Consider the following 25,951-nt stretch of genomic DNA (forward strand, 5'->3'; position numbering starts at 1 on the left):
ATGCGTTCATCCCGCTCAGATCATTTTTTGGCCCGCAGATTATTTGCGGGCCGAATTGTTTTGCAGGCCTGATTATTTTTGGGGAATGACCGGCAGGATAATTTGCGAAGGATGCTTGGCATCGAGATAGATCGTGTTATGCGCGACCTGGGTTCGGCGGTTGTCGTTGAGTGGCTCACCGGTGTTTGGATTGACATCGAAACGGGGAAAGTTGCTGCTGGAAATGTCGAGCCGGATGCGATGGCTTTTCTTGAACACCAGTGAAGTTGGATACATCTCAATGGTGAACTCGTACGGCTCGCCGGGCTTCATCAACTCCGCCTTGCCCGGACCTTTGCGATAACGCGCACGCACAATGCTGTCCGCGATATTCAGGTCGACACCGTTGGGATAGTCGACATTGGGTGGATACACATCTACCAGTTTCGCCGTGAAATCCGTATCCAAAGCATCGGACGATGCCCACAACTTAACTACGAGCCTACCGGTCACCTCAACGTCCGCATCGAGCGACGTGGTTTGGAAAACCACGACATCATTGCGTGCTCCGAGTGGGCGCGTGTCGGTGCACAGCCAGAAATCTGCGCGACAGCGCTGATCCGCCGCACCTTGAAACATCAGTGTCCCCTGTGACGAGACATTCCCGCCAATCGTCGGCACAGGATTGTTCGGATCGAATTGATAGGTCATCGGCGCATCATCCAACGGTTTCTCGGGTGACAGGCCGCCTTTGTGCAGGTAGTAAGTCGTGTAGAGAGTGCGCGCCAGCGGCCACTCTTGCTCCTCGCGCCAGTGCCCTCCCACAAAAATGCGACCTTCCGCGGTCTTGTGCGCATCGCCGCCACCCATCACGTAGATACGCACGGGGGCCTCGCGATCCACGCCGTTATCGATGCCCTTGAGGAAATGATCAAACCAGCGCAGATGGAATGCAGTCAGATCGAGCGCCGCATCTTCGGTAAACTGCGCTTCGCCTGCATAGTCGAGATTCTCGCTACTGTGAATCCAAGGTCCCACGATGAGCCGCTGCAGGCTCTTCTTCGATTTGCGCAGTTCCACGAAATTCAAGTTTGCTACCGACGTTCCCCAGGAGTCGTACCAGCCCGTAGTGTGATATTCGGGAACGTCTTTGTACTCGGCGAGGTGGTCGACCACGCTAGACCCCGCATTCTTCCAAAAATCGTCGTAATCTCCATGACTCATGGCTTCGATCAGCCACTTTTCATAATCGGGCGCAAACTTCAGCGGAGTCGTGCCAGCCCGCAGCGGCAGGTTGCGCACATACTGGCGTACATCGCTGCCCATCTCTTCAAGAGCCTTAGCGGCCGCTGGATCAGTCGCGGCGCGCTTAGCCGCAGGCAAAGCATCAAGGGTGCCGGTTGCATTACCGAGACTGAAGACCCAATTGAAAAAGCGCAGTTCGAAAGCCCCGTTATGCCGCACCCCATATTGCCCAAAGTCCGACATGGCATTGCGCGGCACCATCGCCTTCACATACGGAGCATTCGCGATCGCCATCGCATGTTGCGTGGCTCCCGCGTACGAAGAGCCGAATGTCCCGATGCCGCCATCGCACCACTGCTGCGCGCCAATCCACTTCGCTGTATCGAAGCCATCTTCAGGATCGGTCGCTAACGCCATCCAATGCCCTTCTGACTTATAGCGGCCGCGCACATCCTCGAGCACCACCACGTATCCGTGCGGAACGAATGCATTCGCGCTGCCGCCAGATCTTTCCTTGTTATAGGGCGTGCGCATGAGGAGAACAGGAAACTTTTCCTCAACGGCCTTTCCATCGCGCGCTGGACGATAGATGTCGGCCGCCAGCATCACACCATCGCGCATGGGAATCATTACGTCTTTACTTTCGACGATGCCGTAGTTTCCGGCAGTCTGCGCCTGCAGCCAAGTGCAAGGAACCAGCAGCAGAAAAATCAGAAGTTTGTGTGGACGGAACGAAACAGCAGTCTGGCAATTCGTCATCATGGAAGCCACCTTGAGCGCGTTAGAGATTTTCAATCGGCGCAGGATTGACTGGAATTGTAGCGGAGAGTCGCATGCATCCACCCCAAACGCAACAACGGCCCGGGATAACTCCCAGGCCGTTGCCGGTGATCTGTTGGGATTGGACAGTTCCGCGCTCAATGGAATCCGTAAGTTGCAGACTCTATTATGTCCAAGAAAGCCAAGAAAGCCGACAAAGCCGGGGCCTTAGCACAAATTAGCACAAATTCAGACGGGTCTGTTCATGGATTCCGCATCGGCATCCACCTTTGAACCCTCGTCTGTGACACATCTTTCGACATGTCGATGCCGGAAAGCATGACGCTATTCCCGATATATATCCCTCACGCTTTGCATGGAGGTCAACCCTACGAATATTTGGCTAGTTGGTCGAAATTTGCCGGATAATGGTCGTTGATTTTTCAGGCAGCAATGTTGTGCTTCGAGAAGAATAGATGAAAGGAGAGTTCAATCATGTACAGGACCTCAGTAGTTCTGGCAATCACACTCCTGGCCAGCGGACCCGTGGTCTCGAGATCTTCTCTCTGGCAAACTTCGTACGATACTGTCCGGCCGAAGATCGCGCCTAGTTCGTTGGAATCTCACAATGAAATACTCCGGCAATTCAGCGAAATCTCTTACCCCGACGACGACGGTTGTTGCATTCTCTCCGCCCCGGGGCAAACAAAAGAGTGCACGCAGAGGACCAAAAAGGAGTGCGATGAGAATGCGACATCTACTGGCGCGAACGAAGTTTGGCATAAAGGGGTCTGCAAGAAGGAAGCTCCAGACAATTGCCCCTAGGAATTGTCGAGAACTGTCCCCATTCGGCCGACGCGCCAGTTCCTCAGCTGTACGATGAACTGGTCGCAGGCATACACCTGCAAGAGGTCGCGGCGAGCGAGCGGCCAGTCGCGCGTTGCTTTCTCAGTCCGCAAGCCAAATTCCGGAGGTGGTAGCCAACGGCCACTATTTGTTCTCTGAACCACGTGTGCCAGAGGCCAGGATAATGATCTTCCACGCAGTTGATCTTCTAATTGGCTGCACCGGGGTAGTTTTCATGGTATTCTCCCACCTATCGAATTCTCAAAGTCCTTCCCTGAATCGAAAGTCTGAGAGGAGCCGCCGAGAATGTGGCCGCTACCAATCGAGAGAATCGTACTAATCACTCTGTTAGCGGCCGTCTCGGTAGGGTTCTCGCCCTCAAAAGCACTTGCTTCAACCTGCGAGGTTGAGAAGACAATCCCTCAAAACCAAGTGGTAAATGGCTCGGGATCCGCGACGGCTGAGTACGACGGCGTCACCAGCGTAAATAGTGGCCAAGGAATCTATGTAACTCTCCCAAACCAAAACCTTCTCGGTGTCTCCTATGAGCTGACAGTCGCTGAGAATTCGAATCCCGATAAGGAGATTTGCACCGATAAGGCGATCTCGTTGCCGAAGACCTCCGTTCCGCTCTCCGGGGCTATTTTTGGTGAGCCTCCAATCGGGTGGAAAGTTGCAGTGGCAATTGGTGCTGAATCCGACGGGGGCGTCATTACGTACAATTCAACCCCAAGTAATTCCGTCAAATCAAATGCAGTTCCGTGGGCGTCAGGCGGAGGCACTTTGTGAGCTCGCCCAGCGTCTTTTGTGTGATTCCGATCGGAGCTAGCAAATGAAGCCCACGTCAACGATCTGGATTCTGTTCTCTCTTCTTTGTTTTGCGCAACCCAGCTTAGCCAACGATCCAACGTACTACGAGTTCCATCCCCAAAGTATTATGTCTCTCGGACTTGGCTTTTCCGTGTCCGATCTGACGCAGGCAAAAAGCCCATGCGTGGAATACGTAAGGCATCCTCTGGAAACGGGATCACTCAGTACTGAGGCTACGATTCGAATGGTCTCAAATACCCAGGAATTGCGCGAATCCCTGTCGATGGACGCCAGCGTTGACGTTAGTTACCTCATGTTTAAGGGTTCGTCGCACTTTAGCTTCTCACAGGAAAATCTCTTTTCAGCGAAGGACATAAACTTCGTTCTGAAATTCTCAAATGAATACGCTCGCATCGGTATGCAAGGTCTGCATCTGACTCAAAGAGCTCAGATGCTGCTCGATAAAGGAGACGTAGCGACATTTAAGAGTGAATGCGGAACGCGGCTTGTCTTGATCGAACACCGTGGTGCGACCGTGGCGGCGATCGTCACGCTTCACGAAGTCGATTCTACCAGTCGGTCTCAGTACGCGGGGAGCTTGTCTGGAGGGATAAATCTGGGCGCATTGAGCGGAGACATGAAGGCTTCAATTGCTGGCGAGATGGATCGCGCTGCAAGGGACAAAAGGATATCTGTGCAGGTCGTTTCCACGGGCGGTGACGGATTCGGAGCCTTAAGCACGCTGGTCAGCCAAGATGTTTCAGGAAAGGATGTATTCGGGAGTCTTCAGCAGGCATTGGGGAATTACATAAAGGGATTCAACAACGACAATGCAGCGCCGATTGGCTTTTCTGTCGGACCTATGTTGGGTCTAACGGAGGTAGACAATGATCTCTGGAGCCTTGAAAAAGAGAGGCGATTGGGACTCTTAGTCGATGAGTACCGTGCGGACGCCATTCATCAGACTGAAATCGATTCAATCCTCGCCGGAAGGGATCCAAGAGCCGATCTTTATTCAGAAACGCAACTCAAAGAATTGAAAACTCTCGCAGTGCCTCTCGACGATTACATGAACCGTATTAGCCAGATACACAGTGCATGTAAGGGAGCAACGGTGTCGAACCTCTCGATTTGCAGAGTTCCTGAGCCTAAGCCCATAATCCCGAAGTTCCTCCAGCCGATATCGCCGTTGATGGGCCAATGGTTTATTTGCGTGGATGGAGTGGCCTGGAGCCCTTTGAAGTCTCGAACCTTCTTTGAGGATCCCGGCGGAGGGACCATTCTGGAACGGGTCAGGCGTCGCCTGCCAAACGCAAAGTCGGCAGCAGTGGTCTTTTCAGTCAAAGGTCGGATCGTGGATGAAGAGCTCTTAGTCGGCGTTGGACATCCCCTTGAGGGGTTTCAAGTGAAAGTATTCTACCCAGACAAGACCAAAGGAGACGCTTTGGTGGCAGGCAATGCACAAATGGCTCTTGTTGTAGGCTCGGGTGATAGTGTCGATGTGGACCCAATTAGAACTGCATGGGCTCATGCTAGTTTTTATCATTGCCTTCCCCCGGCGAGCCGCGTCGCTTCGGCGTTTCGGATTTTTGTCAAAGTTCGAGATGAGTTCGGTCAGCTGGAACGATTCGAAATCGCAACATCGACATTCTCCACATCCGACTCGTGGCAAGTTGGCGGCCCGGGTTTAATGGTTTGGCTGCCTATAAAGGAAGCACAGTACTATCTTAAGATCGACCCAAAGATGCCATGCCACGACGCCGAAGAATTCTACATGGGCAAAGATGCAAATGCCGACTTCAAATCGGCCCTCGACTCGGCAAATATCGGGCCCTATCCGGCGTACCTTAGCAGCCCTGAGTTTAATGAGGTCATTGAAAGAATCCTTACCAAGTGGTATCAACCTTAGGAAGCTGTGCTTGATTGCCGCTCGATCATGCACTCGCGGCGCCACTGAGTTCGCGAGGTTGCAACGATCATCGAAAAATTCATGGAAGTGAAATGCGCAGCACTAAGAGCCATACACGCCAAATGGCGTATAACGCGAGGAAGACTTATGACCGACGATCCAATGTCAAAATGGCAGCGACAAGCGTAGGAGCGGTCGAAGCATATCGCCCTTTTTTTTGTTTTAGTTGCTTACAACAGATCATCCGTTCAACCTGAAATCGTATCGGGCGGGGAAAACAATTACAGCCGAACAAGACCCACTCTTTTACGAAACCATTGAGGCTCGCGTCTTTGCAGTTTTGCTGACTGAGGGAGAGTTATTAAAATGTGCTGGAGAATTATCCGAACGACGCTTCTACTGATCTTGCTCGGCGCGGTAGTCGAGGCAGTCGCCCAGGCGCCAACTTACTACGAGTTCCATCCTCAATCGATAATGACATTGGGCGGCGGATTTTCTGTCTCCGATCTAACGCAAGCTAAGCAACAATGCGTCAAATTTGATGTGAAGCCTCTCGATCGCGACGCCACCCTCAGTACGAAGGCAACGATCGAGTTGGCTACAAGTTCACAAACGTTGAGGCAGGCGCTATCGATGGATTCGAGCATCGATGTCAGCTATCTGATGTTCACTGGTAGTGCGAGCTTTAGTATGTCCCAAGAGAATATAGCTACCAATGACGACGTAAACTTGGTTATGAATTTTACGAATGAATACGGGAGAGTTGGCATTGAGAACGAGCAACTTTATCCCTTTGCTCAAACCCTTCTCGATCAGCATCAACTTACAGAGTTTCACAACCAATGCGGTGATCAGTTAGTGCTTATCGAACGGAGAGGGGCCTCAGTTTCGACGATTATCACACTACGAAGTGTAAATGCAACTGCGAAATCAAAGCTCGCCGGTAGTCTGGGAGCAAAGGTAGATCTTGGCGTGTTAAGTGGAGATCTCAAGTCGACAATTGCAGGCGAAATCGACCGCGCTGCTGGAGAAGGAAGATTATCAATCGAGGTGGTATCAACTGGCGGCCAAGGCTTTGCGGCTTTGAGTACTGTTGTTCGCCAGACGACCGATTCCAAGACCGCCATTTTTGAAAAATTACAGGCTGCCCTCGGGGATTACCTTAAGTCATTCACGCCTGCAAACGCGGCCCCTCTTGGTTTTCACGTTGGGCCGATGTTGAATTACTCGCAATCCCAGGATGATTTGTGGGGGATCGAAAAAGAAGATCGACTGTCAGTCCTCGTCGATACGTACAGGCGGTTGTATAGAGAACGTGTTGATATCCAGTCAATCTTAAGCAAGCAAGATCCGCGTGCGGGAGTCTATAGCGAGCCTGAAATTGACCAACTGAGGGCTTTGCAGAATCCTGTTAACGAATATCTCGTTCAACTGGCTGAAGTACATCGCCGGTGCAAAGCAGCGACCAATGAGAACTTAAGCGTTTGCGAACTGCCTCAAAACAAACCGCCCGTCCCGACTTTCCTTGAGCCGATAATCAATCCATGGGTAGAGTCTCTTGTCGTTGTGGATGGCAAGCTTCTGACGTCCGGACAATCTAGAGCAATTTTTGAGGATCCAGGCAGCGGCGAGTTTCTTACGAGGGTCCGCCGGAGGACACCCGAAGCCAAGACTGCTGCGGAGGTTCTGAAGATACACGGCAGAATACTTGATGCGGCATTAATTGCTACAGATGAAGAAGGGGGCAATGAGCAGCTTCGAGTGTTTTATCCCAAACACACGAGGGGAGACACTCTCGGTTTTTCAGGAACGGGAATTACCATCGGTTTATCGGGCTTTTATCATGCGCAGGAAGATCTGGATGATCTTAGTCCGTTCGGGGCCGCCTATTACTACGCGAACACCAGGGAATGCGGATTCGCGCTCGACCAAGGAACTTGGTCTAGAGATCAGAAATACCTTAGCGGTCAAATTTCTCTCAACATACGAGACGCATTTGGTCAGCAATTCAAATATGAACTCGCCTCCTTTCAGACGGGCCAGAGACATGAATTTGAGCACGATTACTATCTAATCGTAGACGAAACAAATGGGCCGAACGGACGATTCATACCGCTGGAGGACTGCAGTGGAGACGTCCTTAGGCCCGAATATAACAAGTGGACTAAGGCTAATAGCAATGCCAACTGATCCTCCCGCGGGCGCAATCGAAGCCCTCTGGATTTCAAACTGATCCACTCCGAAGATCTCATTTGCTTAACACATAATGGCTCACATTTGAGAAAAGTCGAGCCGCTCGGCAACCTGGGTCGCGCTCACGATGGCCGAATTTTGTTGAGAATATCGATTACATTCTCGACTCCAAGTCGAGACTTCAGTGACTTGAAGTCGAACATCCGGAACACCATTTTGTTCTTTTGTTCATGCGGTTTAGAGGTATTTTCGGTACCTATTTCCATACAGAGTAACAAAGATTAGCGTTCGATCAAGGGTCTATGAGCCAACCTGAAGTGATCCTCGAGAGCTCTCAATAAGCTCGAGAACCCCTTGCCTTGCGCATATAAAAGCGTGCGATCGCCACGATGTTCTCGGATGAACTCGGTAGCGGAATGCTTCGCCGCCGCCCAGGCGATGACAAATATGTCGCTATTCCGAGCCAGAGCGCGAAGACGAGATGTGCCAACATGATCGGCGTTGCATTCAACTTCTACGCCTGGCGCAGCAGCCTCCAGCGCTACCTTTGCCTGGCGGCTTGCTCCCTCCAAAAGTGAGTAGATTGCCACCTTCTTGTTGCTGAGACGAGTCGCGAAATTATCCTGGCCGACTTGATCCGCTGTGATACCCAGTATTTCGGACGTCCATCCAAACTCCTCGGCGAGGCGTCTCAGCGCGGCGAGTTGCAGGCTGCTCAGCCGGGTTCGGACCCCCGCAATCCGCGCTAGCATTCTATGCAACAATGCTTCGCGGGCAGCAGAATCCGGAGAAGTGTTTCGCATGAATGCCTCAATCACCTCGAGAGTCCAGAAAATCATGTCAACGCCCAAAGCTTCGCCAGCCAATTCTTCGACGTCGGCGATGAGCGCCTTGTAGTCTCGCACGCCCAGACCTGAGGCAAGTAGACCTTCGATCAAGATCTGACTGGAGTCATACACTGCCCCGCTCCGGGATGCTCCTAGGGCTAGAAGTGTGATCAGGTTGGCATAAACTTTCGCAAGAGCCGGCGACGGGAAGCCGGGATCTCGTTTGATTGATGCAACGATGAATGGCAATGCTTGGAAGGTCCGTTCAGCGGCCAGTTCGTCACCCTGTGCGGCTCCAAGGCCATCGATCAGTGCTCGGACATACGTTGGATCGCTCGCTTCATCCGCGATTAACCACTCTTCGGCACCAAAGCGCGCCACTTCGAGCGCGTTTGTAAAGGTTGGATTGGCAGCACGCGCCAGCCAAGCCAGCCAAGAGGTCGGCAGATCGACCTGCGTTGTTTCCGCTTCAATGGCCCGCAATGCCGACGAGAAGGGCTCTGCCCTGGCAAGCTCAAGCCGCTGGTCGTCATTTAGGCGGGCGACGGCAGACAATGCTGCGGCCAACAGATCTACGCTCTCGGAATCTACGCTGGCAACGACCAGTTCGCGGGCCTGATCGATCGGGGAAAGCGGAGGAAGCGGTTTATGCGCGATTGGCGCTAATCGATTTGCAAGCCAGCCCAGTATGTCCTTCCTCGCATCAAGCGCGGGCTGAAGCTCTTCACGTTCTGGAGACACGAGGGCCTCCAGACCGAACAACCGCCAACCTCCGTCCCGAAGAGAGGACGGTGCTGGGAGTGTCAACATCGTGAGTGCGAGTGGTCTAACTTTTTGGGAATAGATCCTCTCCGTGGACTGAGGTTCGTCTCCATCAAAAGAGGTCGAAAGATGTACCTGATAGAGTGCTTCGAGGAGCAACGCTGCGACGGCAGGAGTTTTGCGGGCTACAGCGAGATTTGCGAATCCTCGTAGATCAGTTATGGCCGTCCAGTCATCGAAGGTAGCGAGTAGTTGAACTTGGAGTGATCTAAGATTCAGTGCATCGAGTCTGAATTCATCTCGCAGACGATCAAGCAACAACGCCGCGGCATCTCGCCGGCCAATATTCAGATGATCCTGAAAGCGAGCCAGCAACCAACTCGTCGGCTCTGGAGCAGATTTGCTGTGTTGAGGCGCTCGCGCGAAAGTCTCTCGCATGCGAATCAGTGCGCGAAGTGCGCTCTTTCGAGTTTGCGCCCCGACCGGTACTGACATCACGGCAGTTACTTGCGGTCCGAGTTCACTCAAGACTGCGCCGATTCCATTCTTGTCCAAGAGTTCTACGGGGAATCCATTAAAGGACGTGATGGTAGGTCCTGCAAATGCCTGAAGCACAGGACGCAGTCGCCGCCAATCTGAGGGTGAAGCCGCCGCAATCACCCGCAGGCTTCCGCCGACGCGTGCCTCTGGGATCAATGCCCCCGGAAAATCCGGATCGGCGATAGTCGACATAAGCTGGATGCACTCGTCGCTTATCTCGGAGGGAAATGTCCCGCATTCATCTAGAATTCGAAGTCGTGTCGCGATAGATTTGGACTTCTCCAGGTCGACTGCAATCATTTGAGAAGTCCCTCCCATTGCAGTTCCAACTGCTCCGCTTGCTCTGCGATGGCGCTCGGATCGGTGCGGAGCACGAGGTGTTCTCCGTTCACCGAAATGCCGTTTAGGGTCAGATTCATTGATCCGCTTAGAAAATAGTCGACACCCAAGAGACCCTTAGCATGGAAGTCCCTCTCCACCCGCCACTTCAAGTGGTCTCCAAAGCTCTCCTTGAGGGAACGAAGGCGCGCGATGAAATACTCGTTGTGACCGTGCTCTCTGATAATGAGGCGCACTTGAACACCACGTGCCAAGAGTGCTCCGAGAACTTGGGACAGGCGTATCGGAGCGGCAGGCCAATCTGGCTCGAGCGAGGCAAATCGACGAGCCGAATTGTCCAGAATTTCAACATCAGATATCCACGCAAAGAACAACCAGAGTTTAGGGCTAGGGCTAATTAGCTCCGCAGCAAATATGCTTTGAAACAAGTCGCGCACAGCTCGAGCCTGCGCCGGTCCATGAAGATCACGAGAGGGATAGTTGGTCATGAATGCTCCCTGAGCGTGAGGTTTGCTAAGATTCGACCGCCAAATTGCTCCACCCGAGCGATCACGGGAAAGAATTGGAGGACGCCTACATCAACAGGTGTCGCCGACAACCGGACTAACGCTGCTCTTAATTGCCCTGCCCGATCGGCAGGTGCAGCAAGTCGACATGTGCCTGTGGCCGCAAATGCAGAATCAAGTTGAATTCGCCAATCAGGATCACCTAGTTCCACCGTCACCAAGGAATGATCGACGAGGAGATGACGAACGACAGCAGGATCGGTCGCCCGCACTTCACGGAAGGGGTTATATGATTGCAAACTGGTCAAGCGCACTTCAGCCTCTCTAGGCCAGAGCAGGGTTGTGATCGCTGCAAGAATGCTGATTGTCGATACGGCCTCCGCTGGCACGGTTGCGTCGAGAAATGAACGTATTCTGTCTCGCCAGAATTCTCTTCGGCTGCAGATAAATGCGAATTCGCGTAAACCGATGGCTAGTTCGAACCGATGTTGCAACTCATCCCAGTACCCATACAATTCGAGGAGAATTTGGTCGAGGTCCGGTCCAGCTCCCGCGCGAAGCAAGCGGTTATTCAGCGAGACGACCAAGGCGTGACTAAGATCGACGCCGCCACGCTTCGCCATCGTCGCCGACAGGCCTTGCCACAGTTGCGCACGGCGGACATGTGAGTCCGTGGCGCGCAGTTGAGCAATTCCACCGCCCACCTCCGGATCGGTATTTGCAAGGAACAGAATTCGACGCAAGCCACTATCGACAAGTTCCAGATCAGTTGGTGCCAATGCGGCTTCTACTGCATCGAAGAAGACACGCGGTTCGTTCGAGAAACGCTCCGCAAACGCTTCCAGTACCCCTGCGCCACCAAGAGTAGTCTCCGTAATCCAGATGGTGGCGACGCCACTCTCCCTATCGTCACGAACGTCCACGAGTAAATTGTCGAAGGTTGCATACCGAGGCGCGGCAGCGATGCAAGCTTGGAGCATCGACTCACCCACTGTTTCGAGAGTTAGCCTTCGAAGCCACTGGTCGAATGCTGTTGCGTCAACTTGATCGAACTCGCGGGCAACGGCCCTTAATGCCGCACGAACCTCTGGACGAGCGACGTGTAGAGCGAGACCTTGTTGTAGGCGGCCTCCTCCGCCGGAGCTTGGTGGACTTGCCAAATCACTCGCAGGGGGCTCTTCGTCTTCCTCACCGGCATTTTCTTCGTCATCAGGCAGGGTTACGGACGAGACGGCAAACAACTCATCCATCACCGTTTGAAAAGTGAAATCGATCCGCTCGTCAGAGAGGAGACTAGCGGCCACGTCTTGCATGCTTCTATTGGTGCTGGCAGCGTCCGCTAAGAGTGAGGAGCTAAGGATTTGAAATAGCCAATCACGCTGGAATACGTTCAGGTCTTCGGGTAGTTCGACATTTTCGCGGAAGCGTTGACGTAAATACGCCTGCCGCGAACTGGCTAACAATGCCAGAGAAAGCCTGCTTGCTCCAACCTGCTCTCCGGTGGGCATGACCAGGTCAAGTCGAATGCCATCCACCTCGAGTTCGAATCCAATCGCTGCAGGCCGGTCATCGTCGCTCCGAAAGTTGAGGGTGACGGGAAGTTCAGCTTGGAGAGTTCGAATATTTGCTTTCGCAGTATGCGAAAAACGTCGGACCCCTACACTCGCTCGAAAGCGGTGAAGGAAAAAATGCACCTTTTCGACGTAGGTGCGCCAAGGTGACCGCGGCGGTACGGGTACACATAGCGGATTTCCATTGGCGACAATATCAGTGAGCCAACTAAGGCGTGCATTGCTAGTCGGAAGGGCCTCGGTTCTATCCGCTTTGGCGAGACGCACCGTCCAAGGCCGATAGACAAGAAATTGTGCCGCATCGGACGCGTCGTTAAACCGAGCGGCAAATTCGCCCACGAATTCATGCTCTTCGGCATACTCACTGATTTTCCGCGACTGCAGCGGCCGTGTCGGATCGACACGGACCCAATGCGAGAGTCCCCCTCGCTCGTGGGCGAATCGTCGCGTTACGCGGCCAGGGACCAGTTGTCCGAGCGCTTGAAATATCGGCATCGACTCGGTCCGCCACTCGTGATTGACCGTTGCTGGAGGAATCAACACTCGCACCTCCGGAAGGCTCAAGTCGCTAAATAGGTTTTGCGGCACGAAGTCCGGAAGTGGGTGAAAGGGCTCATAGAAATCCAAAGTCAGTTCGGGGCTAGGAAATGCAAGGCTCCAGTTCCGAAACAGACGTCTAACCAACGTTGGCACAGCTTCCAGCAACAGAGAGCGGGGTGCCTCCCATAGGAGAGTTTGAGCCACTTCTTCGTCAATGCAGAGAGCTCCCATCAGATGCTCTCGGAGGCTCGTAATCGCCTTTCCGTCGCCTTGAACGAGTTGCGTGAGTTTAGTCTTAACCCGATTGATGACCTTGGCCACTGCGGGACTTCCCGACTCCAATGGTCGGCTCAAAAAATCCCAGGCCCAGGCTTTTTCTGCCCCCGAAGATTGATTCGAAAGCCAGTCGAATAGAGCGAAGGTGGCCTGCATCTTTAGGACATATGGATTGCGGATGGGCAGCCGTTGCGGTTCGAGCATCGGATCGAATAGCCGTTCATAGGACTGGTAAAACGCGCGATCGCGGCCGTAGTCTGACAGAATCGTCAGCATGATCGGCCGCATCTCGCGAGTGCGGCCGGCGCGACCCTTCCGTTGAAGAAAGGACGCCATCCCACGCGGAGATTTGTGCTGGATCACCGCACCCACTTCGATATCATTGAAGCCAACCTCTAACGCAGCCGTCGCTACAACGATGTTTGTCCCTTGTTCAACCCCAGCATCTTGCGAAGTGGTTCGCCCGATCACGAGGCGCCGGTTAAGGCTGTGGCCGATGTCTTCGCACAGTCGCCACCGCTGGCCTTCTAGATCGCGAACACGATCATCGGCACCCGCCGCTCGAAGAGCCGCCAGGGGTTGTCGCCGCATGTCGGGCTGACCAAATATTGAATAAGCTTCAGCATCGCGCAAATCGTCGTAGAGGCGATTCGTCACGTCGAGGTCATCGGTAAAAAGAAACGCGCGACGCCCGAAAGCACCAATCGAATTTGTGGATGCTGGAGGATCGAGCACTCGGGAAACAAGCATGGATGTCTGAATCGTGGTGGACAGGAGCGATGCTCGAGTGGATGGATCCCCGCGAAGCAGTACCTGATACTCTGCGCCACTCTGGTCATACTCGTCGGTGGTTGGTGTCACCTCCACCACTCGCTCGATGGCGGCGCCAGTAAGGTCCGAGAAAAAGCGCGCAGCATCTCCCAGAGTGGCTGAGAGACCCACCCATTTGACAGGTGCACCGAGAAGATATCTCCAGCGCCTCAACGTCAAGGCCGCTTGGGCACCGCTTGTCCCCTCGTAGGTATGAACCTCGTCAAGAAGAGCGAGAAACGGCTTACGCGTGGTGCCGACACCGAACACACCGCGCGTCCAATGGTCGGAGAGACGCTGGTTGAGGATCTCCGTAGTGGTAAAGAGAATATCGGGTGGCTCTTTCTGAATTCGTTGACGAGTGAGGACAATATGGCTCTCTTTAGCCTCGTAACCGCAACCAGGGCGTGCGCAATAGAGTCTCTCTCGGGATGCTTCCAAATCAACGCTTCGCCAAAGCATCTCTGCCCGGCACGATGGACAGCGCATCCAAGGACAAATCCAATCCCGACCATGTCGTGCCCAATGTTTATCGTTGAGCGCGCTACCATTCGCTTGGTTCGGAGTCGCGCTAAAGAGAGCACCAATTCGAATCGGTCGGCGCTGATGAGTTTCTAAGACAATATCAATCTCTCGTGCCATGCGAAAGGCTTCGCCAAACTGATCTTTGAGTAGTTCTAGGCGTGGATAGATCGCAAGTACTTTAACCCAAGGCTCAGAGTTGATGGCCTCGCCGATGGCGAGCATGGCCGGCAAGTAAAAAGCAATCGTCTTTCCACTTCCTGTTCCCGCCGTGACAATCGTGGCTCCGTCGTCGCCCTCTTGTGCGATCCGAATGGTGGCGCGTTCCTGAAAGGCAGCGAGCCCTTTTGCCAGTCGTTTGGTCAACGCATCCCAGATTGCTCGCCGAAGTGCTGTTGGCGCAATGACAGCCTCGTGCATTTCTAGAATTTGCGATGGGAGTCGCTTGCGGCGGGGGAAACGGCGAGGGCGGCGATCGACTCTAAAATCTGCGACCAGCCTAGGTGCACCCTGCCACGGTCGGTTTGGGAAAAGCTGGCGATTGGCAGCGAGAAGTCTCATCATCTCGGCGAACCTCGAACGATATCGCCGATCACCGCTGCTGCCCATCAACTCGAACACCAACTTTGCTTCGATCAGGGCCTCGAGCGTGTCGTCCGCGCGGTCCGTGTCAGGACATAGCGCGAGAGCATCTTCCTGACTAAGACCACCAGCGGTGTAGCCCCATTCGAGCGAGCGCATCTCCAAAGCTTCGATCGAATCAAGCAGCGCCAATTGCTCAGCAGTTATCGGCATAGGCTTGAGACTATCCGATCCTAACGCGGAAAGCGTTCAGTAAGTCTCTGGTCTCTAACCATTTACGCACTTCGTCAGTTAGCTCTGATAGCAGCGCTCCATTGTCGGCACAGGCACGAAGGAAGACAATGACCGTGTTTGGAATCCCATCGGCTTTGAGTTCGGACCAAGCGGCCCGATGCTCAGCAACCAATTCGTCTAGATTCTCAATCGCCTTCAGAGGATCCGTAGGGGTCCGTTTAGAGAGCTCTTCAATGCCTTGGCGAGATTTTCGGATGCGGGCCACGCTTATCTGAAATTGTGGTAATTTTGCTAACGCATCCAATACCTCACTGGAACCACTGGCGCCGTGTGAAGCAACGTAGGAACTCCAGGCCTTTCCAACCACATCTGCTGCGAAAGTGCTGATTCCGAGTAAACGATCGATAAACGCATATTTTAGGTCGAAGGGAGGATCTGCCAGAACCGTTGGATCCGCTCGCACCAAATCCTTCAGCGTGCCCGCCTTCTCGATCAAATCGTCGGAATTTGACGCGATAAAGTTGGCCGAGATGCCCGCAGCATCAAATCGCTCAAGTATGGTTCTGACGTCCGCCAAGGATGTACCGGCCTGTCGAAGCTGCTCGCCGCGAGTGCGAAGCATCTTTGCTTGGCTTGCGGCCGCTTTGAGTTTCTCGTAGCGATTGATTTTGTCGGCTAGACCTGTAGCGCGTTCAACGAGCATCAATCGGCTCCTTCCGCTGTTTGAGAATCTTCAAATCGGCCACAATATCCTCGAGAGATTTGTCGATTGATTTCATACTTTGTTCAACGTCGTTGATGCCTGCGTTTTGATCCTGGCCATACGCTTCGAGACTACGCTCAACCGCCTCGAAAAACTTTTCAGTGGCACCGCGAAGCAAAGTGCCTGCGTCAACGGCGTTTCGATTTCCACGACCATAATTTGGTAGAGTCGCGAGCGCAGTATCGGACTGGGCCAACTCCCGAGCCGCCGCAACGGCAGCGTCGAACTGCGTAGATCTGAACTGGTCCAAGGCTTCGGCGAACGGTGTACTGACATTTTGAGTCGCAACTCCTGCGTTTACTGCCGCCTGGCGGGCCGCTTCGAGCGCACTCACAATCGAGGCGCGATTTGCGTCCACACCAAATGCAGCATCCATGTCTGCGATCCAACTTAGACGGACTGCCCGTTCCGCCTCCGTGGCGCTCTCTAAGCCTGTCCGAACCTCGCGATAGAGTTTGGCGACTGGACCTAAATCGTTTTCAGGGGGCTCTAACTCAAGAACCCACTTAGCCTTTCTGAGAGCACGAATGGGGGGAACGACGAGACGAGCCTCGAGCATCGAACCTGCGCGTCCGCCTTTCATGCTGGATAGCTGTGACCGTGCAATGGACGACAACGACTCGCGCTGCTTGACAATTTTCCCGTACAAGTTTCGCAGTTCCGGCGCCGAGGCCGGAGGCTCTTCGAGCCAGTTGGCAAATGCTGCGTCGATCATCTCGGCTATCGACGCACTTGGCTTCAGCCGCCCTATGATCGCTGCTCCAACACACAGCAACTGTAATGCCGCGACTGACTGGTTCCACTTCGCGGACGGACTACTGATGGTACGCAACTGCGAGGTTACTTGGTCGGACCAAGCTTCAATGCAGTCGAGGAATCCGGAAAGTGCCCGATCCCCTTCCTCGAAGTCCCAACGAAATCTGTCCTTATCGGCCTTCAACAGACCTTGAAGAGCTTGACCCGTCTTCGGGTCAGCAGGAATCTGGAGTCTCAACTGTAGATGACTCGGAGGCTTGGTGTTTTGTCGCTCGAAGATGATGCCGGTTTGCTGAAAGATCTTTCCCGTCCTACCTGCGAAATCCGTACGGGCAAGTCCCAGCATGTCCCAATCAATTGCTTCAGCGATGGCCGGAAAAAGCAACTCGCGAAGCTTGCTCGCGATGTTCTGATCGAGACCTGCGCCCCTTATCCATACCTCGATCCCAAGGTCGTCTGGGTTCGCTGGACCGGGGGGCACGGGCGGCTGTGGACGCTCCTCAGGGTCCGGGTCAGCAGGGTCCTGCACGCCGGCTATCGCGGCGTTCGGAATCTCGGGCACGCCGAAGGCATCGCGCAGCGGAGCGGGGAGATTTACGATCTCACCGCTTCCGTCATAAATCTCTAGGAATGCCTTCCAGCGTCCTGCTGCGTGCTGGTTTCGGGACTGCAATTCGGTCTCAGCAGACAGGCGTAGCTTCTTTACGCCTCCCAGTTTGTCGAGCAGTTTCAGTGTTGGGAACTCGCCGGACTTGATTGTGGGTGCGAAGTTGTCAAGCACTTCCACCAATAGATCGTTCTGCAGAATCCGAGGATTGAGGCTCGCGGGCATTGAAAAGTCTACGCGCGAAGCGGCGTTCCATAAGGCAGTCTTGGTGAACGGATAAAGGCCGTAGTTGTCGATCGCGCCAAAAGTCTGATGACATTCCGGCATGTTTTGACAGTCGGTGCAATAGGATGGAGTCGCATCGTGAGGTGACGCACCCTCACTCCAACGCTCAATTCGGTCGGGGCCCATTCTGGCCGCGTTCAAGTATCGTGCAGCGAATTCGGCGAGTGAATTTGGGGTTACTTCTCGACCTTCGGCGTGGCCGGCAGAGCGATCCATATCTACGATGTGGGTAGTGCGCATATAGGCGGTTGCCGCAACGCTCTGGAAGAAACCTGTCGAAACTGCGATTGCGGTACGCATACGGCACTGGCGCTCGTCACCTTGGGAGGTGATCGCTTGAAGAAGCGCACGATCTATGCCTTGCAGTCGCGCAAACTCCTCTACCAGGAGAATCAACTCACGATCTTGCGTCTTGAGGTAAGTTCGCAGGCGCGCCATGAGTTCCTCGACTCGATCGCCGGAGAAACTCAGCGTCCGCGCGACTGCCGGGTCGAGGTTGCGGTTGATAATATCGATTGCAATTGGGAGATTCTCCGCTCGGTTTAGCTCGACAAGATCAATCGCATCCTTCGCGAGTCTGGTCGCGTTCACGAAGTCCATACCCCCAAGTTCCAGGTCCTCCGCACTGAATAATTGGCGTCGATCAGGCCGGTTTTTTGCATTGGAATCGGCGAAGATGTGATCCACGATCGCTCCGATGACCCTGTCGTCACGGAGGAAATGCTGCTTTCGCATGTATGGATCTTGAAGAAGGTGCGGCAAGGATAGAACCAGTGCTGCTTCAAGTTCGCTAGCGTTGCGCGGGACTTGATCCTCACGAATGGCTTGAGCAAGATGGTTGAGCAGTTCGTGCTTCCGATTCTCACGGCTCATCACCCCATCGCCCGCAGCATTGAACGTATCAAGAAAGCTCTGCTGTTGATCTGCTGGCAGTCTGCCGATGATGTCGCGAACAATGGCGCGCAGACTCGTGCCGGACTTGCGAACGACGAGTATCATCCGCTTCTCGTCCTCGCGCACATTCAATCGCATCCAGTGAACGAGGTGAGACTTTCCGGACCCGGTCTCGCCAAGGATAGCGGCAAGGGAATGGGGACGTTCCTCGCGAAGAAAGTCACGAAGAAAATCCGCTGGCTTCATCTCTGCCCACGCGCTATCTGTGATCTCTTGAAAAGACTTTCCAACAGGTGGTGTCACCCGCAGATCCCAATCACTATGAACCGCCCGAAAGAGGCTGTCAGGCATGTGCTCGGCAAACGGGTTGATAACCCGTCGAACGGCGGCGGGGTCCCAACACAGGTAATTGCGCATCATTCAGCCCCTCCCCGTCGAATTCGACTAATGCGTTTGGTCCCTACTCCAAAGTCAAGAATTCGCCCACGCGCGTCCGCGACTGCCTCTAGGCCTATCTCGCGACGGTCGGCCAAACGTTGGAGTGCCAGACTCGTAGCAATCGAGAGGCGATCCGAATTGTCGAATGGTTCAGTTCGCATTCCATCTAGCACTCCGCGGGCAGTTCCACCTTCGAACACCGGGAAAATTTCGCTGAGGGCTGAAAGAAAAGACTCAATTTCCAGCAGCGGGGCCTCGCCAAAGATTTTCGGCAATACTCCTGCGATTGCGCGCGTAGGATCAGGAAAGACGCGACGCACCGTATCAAAGCCGACAAATGTCGCGAACCCTAGATAACGCGCCCAGTAAAGAAAGTTTTGATAGCGACTTTGGTTCGTTAGCTCGGTCTTGTCTCTGTTCTCTCCAAGTTCTTTACGCAACATTTCCTGCGGTGCCTCGGAGAAATTCAGCGGTTCGAGCGGATTCTTGGAGAGGAACCATGAGAGGGCTAACATAAACGCCCCGTGCTCGGCTTGGCCCGCCCGCACTGGATCAAAGAGAACTTTGCACAGGTCGGCACGGAAATCTGCCTCGCGATCCTTTCTCTTCTTCCCCTCTCGCGCACTCTCCACAATTCGCAGGCGGCCGTCTCTTTCGTCCACGATTCCAAGCCGGCGAGCCTCCTGAAGGGCACTGATGAAAAGTGAACTCTCCGCTTCGTCTTCGTCTCCACTTCCACGGGTGGCGAGCGACGGCGGCGTTGACCACGCCTCGAGCTGGTCACGAAGTTCGCCATCGGCGCTATCAGACAGCGCGGCGTAGATGCTGAACAGGCGACTGGGCACGGCCGGAATTGTGGTAATGATACTCATAGAGCTACCCTTTCATTAAACTCGTCGAGCGTCAGAACTCGGCCGCCGAAGACATCGCGCAGGCGGCGTCCATCCATCGTAAGTTGCTCCTTCGGGACGAGAAAGATGCGGGCTCTTCCTGGCCTAGCTTCCAGAGACGTTTGGCCGAGGCTTTGGCCTGCGCCAACCATGACCAATTCGGGACCGGTTGGTAGGCGCGAGTGAGCGAACGAAGGCAAGTTACTAACAAAGAGCGGGGTTTTCTCTGCGCTTTGGAGAACACGATTCATGTTGAAGGGCAACTGACCGAGAACGATTACCTTGGCAAGACCGAATCGCTGCAATCGTCCTAGGGTTTCGCCTAGACGTCGAGACTCGGCCGATCTCGTCTGTTCAGGCCCATAAACAACCAGTAACCTCCTATCGGCGTCTAGGAGTCGAGCCAAAAGCGAAGGCAATGGCAATGGCCAAGGCGCAATCGGTTCGCCGAGCGCAACGGAAGGCCGACGCCGAGACGGATCATCGCGACAAATGGCACATCGACTGCAGACTCTCGCTACCCTGTCTTGACCGTACAGCCTCTCGAGTATTTCCGCAGCGCAGCCTTCATCGCGAAGAAATTGTCGCATCAGGTCCAGATTGAGATTGCTGGCCGCCGTGCTTACCTTGCGAACCGGTTCCACGCGGTTGTCCCATGTGGATCTTTCAAGATGCCCATCATCCAGCAAATCCAACGCGAACCACTCGCCCGGAGCCTCTTCGGGCGGGTGGGGAGCCCCCTGCAACCGTACGAGCCCTGCGCGAGCCATGAGGGACAACAAACGAAGGTTCCAATCTGTATTTCGCGTGCCCTTCATATCAATATCGGTTTCACTAACACCAGGGCTTCCGTCGACGCGAACGGCTATTCGATTTCCCGCAATCACGCGTTTGCCACTGAACATACCGCCCCACCGCTCTAGTCCGCGTCTGACAGTGATGATTTTTCGCAGATTGATTTTTTGGGCGATGTGAAGATCAGCCGGCGTCGGAATGATGAGCGACAGCGATGCTCGTCCGTCGCGGCCGCCCCGGCCGACTTCTTGGTAAAACCGATCTAATGTCTCAGGGATGCAGGCGTGAATAATACTCCGGGCGTGTGCGAAGTCAATGCCTAAACCGAAGGCAGACGTGCCGATCACAACATCAAGAGAGCCAGCGCGCCATTCAGAGACAATTCGTTCCCGGTCCTCCCGCCCTGTCTTGCCGTGCAGCATACGGACCCGGCCGAATCCGGCCTCCAAAAGCCTGAGACGCCACGCCTCCGCATGCTTCACCTCCGTAACATAAAGAACTGCCGGTCGCGGCACACGATAGAGCGCCTCAAGAACCCGTCCGGTACGCTGTTCTTCATTTGAGTCGGCCACCCAATAGTCCGGCTCAGCACGAAGTCGGACTGCGGCACAACTCTCGAACGCGCCTTCAGTGCCGAAAAGCGCGCGAAGAGTTTCGAGCGAACTGTCGGTCAGTGTCGCTGAAAGCAACATGGTGCGTGGTTGCTGGCCTTCTGGGGAAATCGCGAGCAACTCGCGCCGCAATGCACTCAATTCCTGAAATTCTGTCCGAAATCCCGTCCCCCATTGGTCGATCAAATGAGCTTCATCAACCACGATGGCACGCAAGTCACCCGCCTCAGCCGCTTGCCGCAAGGATTGCCGAAGGCGACCACACGCAGCCTCAGGCGAGGCGAAGCACAAACCCTGCACTCCTTGTGAAATCTGTTCGGAAATTACCGCGTTGGCCGCGTCTGCTCCGCCTTGGTAAGCCAGAGGTCTCGGTAGTCCGCAGACGCTCACGGCCTCCTCTTCATGATTGACACCAAGTGCCACAGTGGGAACGACGACGAGCGTCACGCCTGCCTTTGCCTTCGGTCCATCGCCAACAAAGCCGACGGCATGAATGAGTTGAAAGATCATGCTCTTTCCCTCACCTGTCGGCAGAGCCACCACAAGGGTCGCACCTGGCGGCGTGGTGAGCGCTGCTCTCACTGCGGCTCTTTGGCCACTACTACGGTAGGTCGAACGGCCGATCGCCAGGAGGAAGGGGTCTCCTTCGCATCCATCAGACCCAAACTCCCGTTTCACGTTCTCGCCAGCAGCCTCATCGTCGACGCCTAATGATGGGGGAAGTCGAAGCCAGTTAGGTCTCCAAGCATGAGCGCTGACGCGCCAGCCGTTCCCTTCCTTAGCGACGGATAGACCGAGTTGTTCCCAATCACGGAACGTCATGAAACGCGGGTGGGACAGATAAACTCGGGGGCTTACCTCATGGCCGCGTCGAGCGAACTCGTAGCGAAGAGCTTGGCGTAGAAGTACTGCCAGATCAAGCGGGCTTGCATCCTGTTGAACGGATGATAAGGCGACTCTCAACCGCTCGAGAGCAGGCTCGGTCGTGCGCCATGGCATTTGCTCTTCACCAGAGAGCAACCTTGTGAGAGCGCCAAATGCGTCAAGGCCATTCAATTCACGCATCGACAGTTGACCTCGGCAAAGTAGATGCGACTAGGAAGCAGCCCATCGCGTCGAGTCGCAAGGCTGGATGTTGTATGGACGGTAAGAGCGCCTCAATTGCTTCGATCTCCGCTTGGGCCATCGTGTCACCGAGCGAATGCCGCCGCCCCAAACGGTTGCGACGCCGTTCAAGATCAGCTTGGGCAAGTTGCTCACCGACCCGAATCGCCTTTGCGATCGTTTCATCCGATAACAATCGATCGGAGGCCGCTTGTCGAACTGCTCGGCAGGTTAATGCAAAAGCGGCAGCATCAATCACGTCGGAGAGAATCCGCGGTCGGCTCGAAAGATTGATGTCCTGTCCTTGCTCGCCGTAGCGATCCCTGTTTCGATACGGGCGCCGTAGAATTGCTAGGAGCATCGGGTCGGTCACTTTATCACCGTTCACATCGACGTGAACTGTATGAGTCCGCAAGGGGAAGTACCGTTGTGCTCGCCGTGCTCCCGCAAGCTCACTGCTCGATGGGTCGAGAAGATCATCGATTTGGATATCGGGTTCAATCACAAAGCAGAGGCGAAAGCAGATCGAGATTTCGCCCTTCCATTCGGGGGCCGTTCGCCAGGTGATGAATGCAGTACCACGATCGTCCCAGCGCGTGAAACGTTCTGCAAAATCAATTAACGGGGTTCCTGGGCGCAACAGGGTTGTGCCCGGGTGGCGCGTCGCGATCCTGCGCTTCCATGTCAGCGGACGGTCGCGCTCAATCCCGAACGCTTCGAGCCAAGGCAGCCTTGGAATGAGAGTGTCGCGGCTTGCGCTCAATCGAAATGACTCGGGCTCGGAGGCAGAGAGTGGGCGTTTCTGAAGGTTGAGTGCTTCGACCAGCCATCGATCGACTCCGGTCTCGAGTGAAGCTTCATCTTCTTCAGCCTTTTCCAAGTTCTTAAGAAATGCCTCAATGGGCTCTTCGGAAAGTGCGATTCGATCGAGCGCATACTGCTCGTCTTGTAAGCGTCTTTCCTGGCATATGCGTTCGCGAACGTTGCTCGCGAGTGCATCGAGTTCCGCAGGTCCTTCATTTTGAAATAGGGCTCGAAAGAATTCTCGCTCGACGTGTTCAAGGAGAAATTGAACGTCGCTGATTGATCGATGGAAAATCGACAGCCCTTGCCCCAAAAAGCGCAGCCACGCGGCCCATGGACCAGCCTCTTCTTCCCAAGGCAACAGAATTCGGTGTCTTACAACGCCGTGCGTACGACCAAAACGATCGAGTCGGCCGATCCTTTGCTCGATCCTCGCTGCCGAGAACGGCAGGTCTAGATGGATGATGGCGTCAGCAGCGGCAAGATTGAGGCCCTCTTCGCCTTCTTGATCACAGATCAAGATTGCGGATTTACGAGGAGTCGTAAACGTTGCGACTAGGTCGTCGTTTCCGTTCCCTGCCCCTCCGAGAAGGAGTAGGACCTCCGCGCCCTCGGTTTTGTTCCCGAGTGCGGAAAGGAACTCGACCGCCCTATCCTTTGAGGAAGAAAAGGCAACCACTTTCGGAAGGGGGAAATCAGTTCTGAGGCTACGAAGAAGCCGCCGAGTGCTTTCCGCCAAGGTCAGTATACTGTCGTGATCTTCGCTATCGGACGCGAGCGCCCGGAGCGAAGCGAGGATTGGTCGCTCGTCGGAAAAAGTCTCGAGCATCATTGCTGTGTCGATCCACGAGATGAGCGCCGCACGTCCGACGCCCGCTGCGGCCAGCATTTCGACGTAGCGAAGCGCGGCTTGGTCAACGGCCTTCGCCTCTCCGTACGCAGCTTCTAGGGCTGCAAATCGCCAATTTTCCAGCGCCGACAATACCGGTTGAATCCAACCCGGCGTTTCGCTCTCGACCCTCAGATGAGCAAAAGAAGGCTTATCGTCTAATTCAGGCCCTCGCGATGTGAACTCCCATCCCTCCGCGTCGGCGCGGCGTGAGCGAATCAGACGTTGATTGATTCGATATGTGTCCGCAATGTGTGCCTTGAGTCCTGCGCATAGCTCAGGCAGAGTCTCAGGCCCATCGCGTGTCGCAGCAACCAACCGCGGCGCCAACTCTACAATGAGTGGATCATCCGGGAATAACCGCTGCAACTCCAGACCGCGCTGGCGCAACACTAATCCCGGTGCTTGCGGGTCGAGCGCCAAGAGGAGTCGACCTACATCACGACGACTCTCCAACTTGGCTCGGAACCCTTCCAAATCTTTCAATGGATGCGACGCAGGATCGAGGAGATTAAGGAGTGCGAGAAATCGTTCCTCATCTCCCAAAGCGGGAGTGGCAGATAGGAGAAGCAGGACAGGCGAGGATACAGAGAGCGATCGTAAACGCTCGGCGGCCTTTCCTAGGGGGCCGTCTACAAGTCCAACCAAGTGATGCGCTTCGTCAACAATCAAGACGTCGGGTGCGCGGTCAACACTTGCGAGTTCAGCGTGAGAACACACTTGAAACGCATTGGCGAACTGGTCAAGACGCAGCTTTGTGTTCAGCTCTTGCTGCCATTGATTGCGAAGATGCCGAGGTACAGTGATAAGCACGGTGCAGTTCGGATTATCGATCAAATGCTGGCGGATGATCAGGCCTGCCTCGATCGTCTTTCCTAGTCCCACCTCGTCAGCAAGTAGATAGCGCTGCACCGGGTCGGTTAGGACACGCCGCACAGCAGCAATCTGATGGGGCGCGAAATCGATACCTGCCGATAGCAATGCTGTAAGACCTTGCGCTGCGCTGCGTAGCCTCAACAGAGGTCGGATCGCCGCTTGCCTGCGGTCGTGCAAGTACTGACTTTCAGCGCCCCCGTTAGCCATTACTTCGGCTGGATCGTCAGGCGTGCTCCACGGGCGCAAGAAGAGATCGGATTCCCGAAGATCGCGCCTATTGCCGTTGGGAAATCGGACCTCGTAGTCGAGCAGTCCGCTGTCGTCTCTTCCGAGGTAGTCAGTAATTCGTCCAACCTTGAACCTATCGCCTTCAAGGGCATACACGCGGGTTTGCGGACTCAAATAGAAACGGCTGAGAGTTGAGACTGGCAACTTCACCATCTCGGAGCGGGCAATCGAATGAAACACGGAGATGGCACAGAGGTCGCCGTCGATCGACTCGAGTTTCCCCACGCCCTTCTTGTCGGGTAAAGCAACCAGCATACCCTTTAAAAGCACGCAACTCCCCTCAGCTTGATCGTCCAGCAATGATCTGTGTTCTTCATAGTTTAGTCCTTGGGCGCAATCTGGCGTGCATTGCCTCCAATGGACCGCAAGCAATTGGTAACCCCATTCTCGACGACTATTGAGCGTAATGTCGGGTACGAATAAAGAGTCGCACTTCATCAGTCTCGGGCGCGACAGACGAATGGGATATCAAATCCTCTAAAAGTTCATGGGCAGACATACTCAATGAATCGACATTGATTCCGCTAGGCGGGCAAGCGCGATCAGCGTACCGGAGAAGCTCGACGGCAGCCTCCCGGATACCCAACTCTCGCAAGTGGTCTCTTCCCCCGAGCCCGTATTCTCTAATCGAACTTTCGAACAATGTTGATGTGGCGTGAAACAAAGGAATTTGAAGGCAATGAACTCCCTTTTCGGTATCC

At 54.6% G+C, this 25,951-nt stretch carries 12 protein-coding genes; 3 read left to right on the forward strand and 9 right to left on the reverse strand.

The window, feature by feature from the left end; genetic code table 11:
* Window positions 1–72 precede the first annotated feature (72 nt).
* Window positions 73–1,986, reverse strand: a complete 1,914-nt coding sequence (locus tag P8935_RS18435) for a CocE/NonD family hydrolase (protein WP_348261769.1) — start codon at window positions 1,984–1,986, stop codon at window positions 73–75.
* Window positions 1,987–3,135: 1,149 nt separating this feature from the next.
* On the opposite strand from P8935_RS18435, the gene P8935_RS18440 reads away from it, so the two are divergent.
* From P8935_RS18440 to P8935_RS18450, 3 genes are all read left to right on the forward strand, one after another.
* Entirely contained in the window at window positions 3,136–3,618 is a 483-nt protein-coding gene (locus tag P8935_RS18440; protein WP_348261770.1) for a hypothetical protein, read from the forward strand.
* 43 nt (window positions 3,619–3,661) lie between these two features.
* Window positions 3,662–5,548 (forward strand): hypothetical protein, encoded by a 1,887-nt coding sequence (locus P8935_RS18445; RefSeq protein WP_348261771.1) that lies wholly within the window; start codon window positions 3,662–3,664, stop codon window positions 5,546–5,548.
* Between the two features lie 366 nt (window positions 5,549–5,914).
* Complete coding sequence (locus tag P8935_RS18450; protein WP_348261772.1) at window positions 5,915–7,738, forward strand: hypothetical protein; 1,824 nt, start codon at window positions 5,915–5,917, stop codon at window positions 7,736–7,738.
* Window positions 7,739–8,022: 284 nt separating this feature from the next.
* Here P8935_RS18450 and dpdD read toward each other — a convergent pair whose 3' ends face one another.
* The 8 genes from dpdD to dpdE are packed head-to-tail and all read right to left on the reverse strand — an operon-like array spanning window position 8,023 to window position 25,520.
* On the reverse strand, window positions 8,023–10,170 hold the full coding sequence (gene dpdD, locus P8935_RS18455) for a protein DpdD (RefSeq protein ID WP_348261773.1): 2,148 nt from the start codon (window positions 10,168–10,170) through the stop codon (window positions 8,023–8,025).
* Window positions 10,167–10,697: a phospholipase D-like domain-containing protein DpdK gene (dpdK, locus tag P8935_RS18460; RefSeq protein WP_348261774.1), complete on the reverse strand. Its 531-nt coding sequence runs from the start codon at window positions 10,695–10,697 to the stop codon at window positions 10,167–10,169. The genes dpdD and dpdK overlap by 4 nt, the downstream gene beginning before the upstream one ends.
* Window positions 10,694–15,229: a protein DpdJ gene (gene dpdJ, locus P8935_RS18465; protein WP_348261775.1), complete on the reverse strand. Its 4,536-nt coding sequence runs from the start codon at window positions 15,227–15,229 to the stop codon at window positions 10,694–10,696. Before dpdJ ends, dpdK begins: the two co-directional genes overlap by 4 nt.
* A gap of 10 nt (window positions 15,230–15,239) precedes the next feature.
* Window positions 15,240–15,953, reverse strand: a complete 714-nt coding sequence (locus tag P8935_RS18470; protein ID WP_348261776.1) for a hypothetical protein — start codon at window positions 15,951–15,953, stop codon at window positions 15,240–15,242.
* On the reverse strand, window positions 15,943–18,975 hold the full coding sequence (gene dpdH, locus P8935_RS18475) for a protein DpdH (RefSeq protein WP_348261777.1): 3,033 nt from the start codon (window positions 18,973–18,975) through the stop codon (window positions 15,943–15,945). The genes P8935_RS18470 and dpdH overlap by 11 nt, the downstream gene beginning before the upstream one ends.
* Window positions 18,972–19,865 carry a protein DpdG gene (dpdG, locus tag P8935_RS18480; protein ID WP_348261778.1) on the reverse strand — a complete coding sequence of 298 codons (894 nt, stop codon included), beginning with the start codon at window positions 19,863–19,865 and terminating at the stop codon, window positions 18,972–18,974. The genes dpdH and dpdG overlap by 4 nt, the downstream gene beginning before the upstream one ends.
* Window positions 19,862–22,354, reverse strand: a complete 2,493-nt coding sequence (gene dpdF, locus P8935_RS18485) for a protein DpdF (protein WP_348261779.1) — start codon at window positions 22,352–22,354, stop codon at window positions 19,862–19,864. Before dpdF ends, dpdG begins: the two co-directional genes overlap by 4 nt.
* Window positions 22,347–25,520 carry a protein DpdE gene (dpdE, locus tag P8935_RS18490; RefSeq protein ID WP_348261780.1) on the reverse strand — a complete coding sequence of 1,058 codons (3,174 nt, stop codon included), beginning with the start codon at window positions 25,518–25,520 and terminating at the stop codon, window positions 22,347–22,349. The genes dpdF and dpdE overlap by 8 nt, the downstream gene beginning before the upstream one ends.
* Window positions 25,521–25,951: the final 431 nt, after the last annotated feature.

Origin of the sequence: Telmatobacter sp. DSM 110680, from assembly GCF_039994875.1 — a bacterium.
Taxonomy (GTDB): domain Bacteria; phylum Acidobacteriota; class Terriglobia; order Terriglobales; family Acidobacteriaceae; genus Telmatobacter.

Bases quoted from the DNA above. Each gene is read 5' to 3' on its own strand.
- dpdJ (WP_348261775.1), bottom strand. From the start codon at position 15,229: ATGCCGATAACTGCTGAGCAATTGGCGCTGCTTGATTCGATCGAAGCT.
- P8935_RS18450 (WP_348261772.1), top strand. From the start codon at position 5,915: ATGTGCTGGAGAATTATCCGAACGACGCTTCTACTGATCTTGCTCGGC.
- dpdK (WP_348261774.1), bottom strand. From the start codon at position 10,697: ATGACCAACTATCCCTCTCGTGATCTTCATGGACCGGCGCAGGCTCGA.
- dpdG (WP_348261778.1), bottom strand. From the start codon at position 19,865: ATGAGTATCATTACCACAATTCCGGCCGTGCCCAGTCGCCTGTTCAGC.
- P8935_RS18435 (WP_348261769.1), bottom strand. From the start codon at position 1,986: ATGATGACGAATTGCCAGACTGCTGTTTCGTTCCGTCCACACAAACTT.
- dpdD (WP_348261773.1), bottom strand. From the start codon at position 10,170: ATGATTGCAGTCGACCTGGAGAAGTCCAAATCTATCGCGACACGACTT.
- dpdH (WP_348261777.1), bottom strand. From the start codon at position 18,975: ATGATGCGCAATTACCTGTGTTGGGACCCCGCCGCCGTTCGACGGGTT.
- P8935_RS18470 (WP_348261776.1), bottom strand. From the start codon at position 15,953: ATGCTCGTTGAACGCGCTACAGGTCTAGCCGACAAAATCAATCGCTAC.
- P8935_RS18445 (WP_348261771.1), top strand. From the start codon at position 3,662: ATGAAGCCCACGTCAACGATCTGGATTCTGTTCTCTCTTCTTTGTTTT.
- P8935_RS18440 (WP_348261770.1), top strand. From the start codon at position 3,136: ATGTGGCCGCTACCAATCGAGAGAATCGTACTAATCACTCTGTTAGCG.
- dpdF (WP_348261779.1), bottom strand. From the start codon at position 22,354: ATGCGTGAATTGAATGGCCTTGACGCATTTGGCGCTCTCACAAGGTTG.